Genomic DNA, 1,944 nt, shown 5'->3' on the forward strand with positions numbered 1-1,944 from the left:
GCGTTGAGCATCGGAAAGTTCTCGGGTGTGTTGTTGATCGGAGGTGGCCAGCGTCTTCTCCAGGCCCAGGCGCCTGTCCTGCTCGTCGCGCACTTGCTTGATGGCCACCGCGCTGATTCTGTCCAGCTCGTCCTGGTGCAGGCCGGCCTGCTCGGCCAGCGTCTTGCCAGTGCGCCACTCCTGAACCTGCCAGGTGACGCCGGCGGCGCTGGCCATCAGCGCCAGGATCAGCACCACCAGCCCGGCCAGCTTCTGTACGGGCGTCATCACGGCACGTCCTTGAAAAAGATGTGGTGCCCCAGGCGCAGCGTTTGCTTGGCCTTCGACGCCCAGGCCGGGGCCTTGGGCATCGTGGTTGCGTAGTAGTGCGTGGCCCCGCCGGTTGGGTCAGGTACCGCGCCGGCCATCACCTGGTCAGCAGCACGCTGTGCCTGTGCGAACTGCGCGGCCGGGATCGGCTTCGCGCCGCTGAGGTAGGCGTAGTTCGGGTCGTTCTGGTTCCAGCAGCTGAACTGCCATGGCTTCAGGCACACGCCGGCGTAGCCCTCCCCCCACCAGGACTTTGCCTTGCCGTCGAACACGCGGTTGCGGATGGTCCAGGCCACGGCGATCTGGCCGGCCAGCCCCTCGCCACGGGCTTCACCCCACAGCGTGCGCGCCAGGATGTCCCGGTCTTTATCGGAAGTGGTCATGCTTTTCTCCAGGCAAAAATAAACCCGCTCGATGGCGGGTGTGGTCGACGACGGCGCGGCGCTATGGCGCGGCGGGCCAATCAATGGCGAGCGGGTAGCCTTCCTGATCAGGCACGCGATTCAGGGCCACGCGGTATTTCTTCCAGGCCTTGAGGGTCGCCAGCTCTGCCTCGGTCCCTTCGTCGATATCGACGGCGTCCTGAAGTGGCGCGATTGCGTAATCCGCCTCGGCTCGCAGGTGCGCGATCTGGGTTTGTGCAGCCACCACAGGATCCAGCGCCGGCGGCGGCAGCTCTTCCTGTGGGGGAAGATCCGGAACCAGGATGTGCAGCGTGATCATGACCTTCAAATCGTACGGCTCGCCCTCTTTGGTCACAGTTACCGTGAGTAGGCCGTCCTCAAACGAGATGTTCGCCTCGGCGGGGCTGTCCGAAGGGTGAAGCCCGTAGCCCCAGCCCTGATCGAGCGGCGGGAATGGGACCATGCCCTGGGTGCCGGTGACGCAGTAGACACCCACGTCCTTGCGATAACAGTTCACATCCGCCCCGCCAAGCGAGACGAAATCAAACTTTTCACCCGCGCCAGTAACGTTAATTGCTGCTCTTGCCATGATCAGATCGCCCTTAGTGTGTTGTCGGCCATGCGGGTGGTGTTGCCGGTGTGGTACATCCGCACCCACGGAAGGAACCCGTTGAATGCCGAACGAAAGAGGAACTGGTTATCACCGTTGTAAATCATGATCTGAGCGCCAACGCGGCCAGAACGCCTCAAGGTGATACCTGTTGCGTTGATCGACTCCCCGGTGCCGCCGGGAAAGATCGCATTACCGGCGATAAGCGCGCCGCCAAGTTCATCGTAGGCGGCAGTCCAATCTGAAATCCCTACACAGTCGGCACCAAGGCCAAGGTCTCCATTTTTTAACACTCGCCCTGGTGTGGTATCGGCGTTGCCCACGGTCACGGCCGCTGTCGCCGCAGTGCCCAGCCCCAGGCCTGAGCGCCCCTCGGCCTGGCTTCTGCCACCAGTACCGCCCATGGCCACCGGCACGACATCCTGAGTGGACACATCACCCAGGCCCGCGAGCGTGGCGCCCCACTGCTGAACCATTTGGTTCACAGCATCGGCCAGGGCTTTGGGGTATCCGTTGACAGGCACAATCCCGTACCCGGCGCCGCCAATGGCCGGCCCACGGTACGGTGGCGAAATGGCAAGCGACGTATCGCTGGCTGGGTTGATCACTTGATAGATGCCC

The 1,944-nt window shown here is 63.4% G+C and carries 2 protein-coding genes and 2 pseudogenes; all 4 read right to left on the reverse strand.

Annotated elements, in window-relative coordinates:
• Positions 1-267 (reverse strand): annotated as a pseudogene (locus HBO05_RS28995) (lysis protein); the annotation flags it as partial.
• A complete protein-coding gene (locus HBO05_RS29000; RefSeq protein WP_172315034.1) occupies positions 267-692 on the reverse strand; it encodes a cell wall hydrolase in 426 nt (141 codons plus the stop codon). The gene HBO05_RS29000 and the pseudogene HBO05_RS28995, both read right to left, overlap by 1 nt.
• Positions 693-753: 61 nt before the next feature.
• Positions 754-1,302: a tail fiber assembly protein gene (locus HBO05_RS29005; RefSeq protein ID WP_172315036.1), complete on the reverse strand. Its 549-nt coding sequence runs from the start codon at positions 1,300-1,302 to the stop codon at positions 754-756.
• A gap of 2 nt (positions 1,303-1,304) precedes the next feature.
• A pseudogene (locus HBO05_RS29010) lies at positions 1,305-1,944 on the reverse strand (hypothetical protein); the annotation flags it as partial.

Origin of the sequence: Pseudomonas sp. WS 5079 (genome assembly GCF_012985465.1) — a bacterium.
Lineage (GTDB): Bacteria > Pseudomonadota > Gammaproteobacteria > Pseudomonadales > Pseudomonadaceae > Aquipseudomonas.

Excerpts from the sequence above, each read along its gene's own strand:
- HBO05_RS29000 (WP_172315034.1), bottom strand. The coding sequence starts at position 692 with ATGACCACTTCCGATAAAGACCGGGACATCCTGGCGCGCACGCTGTGG.
- HBO05_RS29005 (WP_172315036.1), bottom strand. The coding sequence starts at position 1,302 with ATGGCAAGAGCAGCAATTAACGTTACTGGCGCGGGTGAAAAGTTTGAT.